The sequence below is a fragment of the Paenibacillus sp. YIM B09110 genome (assembly GCF_037167145.1).
GTDB lineage: Bacteria > Bacillota > Bacilli > Paenibacillales > Paenibacillaceae > Pristimantibacillus.
Genome location: NZ_JBANSP010000068.1, coordinates 1 through 627 on the forward strand (window position 1 = coordinate 1; position 627 = coordinate 627).

Sequence of the window (627 nt, forward strand, 5' to 3'; positions counted from 1 at the left end):
GTTTGCCGCCACGCTTAGCGTCGCTGTTCCGCCTACATTCACTGTCTTAGCCGTCGGCTGCGTTCCGATCGTTGGCGTTGCCGCGTTCACGATGGCGTTCACCGTCACCAACACGACGTTACTCGTCGCCGTCGCGGTCTTCGTGCCGTTCACGCTCGCATTCGTGTTCGTCACCACGACATAGTAGTACTTCGTTCCCGCCGCTGTCGTCGGCGCGTTATAGCTTGTGCTGCTCGCTCCGCTCACAAGCGTGCCGCCGGACGTACTGTTCGAAGTGTTGCTGTACCACTGGTAGCTGAGCGTTCCTCCGTCGCTGACGCTGGCTGCCACGCTTAACGTCGCTGTCCCGCCTACGTTCACTGTCTTAGCCGTCGGCTGCGTTCCAATCGTCGGCGTTGCCGCATTCACAATGGGGTTTACAACAACCGAAACTACGCTGCTCGTCACCGTAGCCGTCTTCGTCCCGTTAACGCTCGCGTTCGCGTTCGTCACCACGACGTAGTAATACCTCGTGCCCGCCGCTGTCGTCGGCGCGTTATAGCTTGCGCTGCTCGCTCCGCTCACAAGCGTGCCGCCACTCGTACTATTGCTAGTGTTGCTGTACCACTGATAGCTTAACGTTCCGCC

General features: G+C 59.6%; 1 pseudogene. It reads right to left on the reverse strand.

Annotated elements, in window-relative coordinates:
• Positions 1-627 (reverse strand): annotated as a pseudogene (locus V8F51_RS31480) (cell surface glycoprotein); the annotation flags it as partial.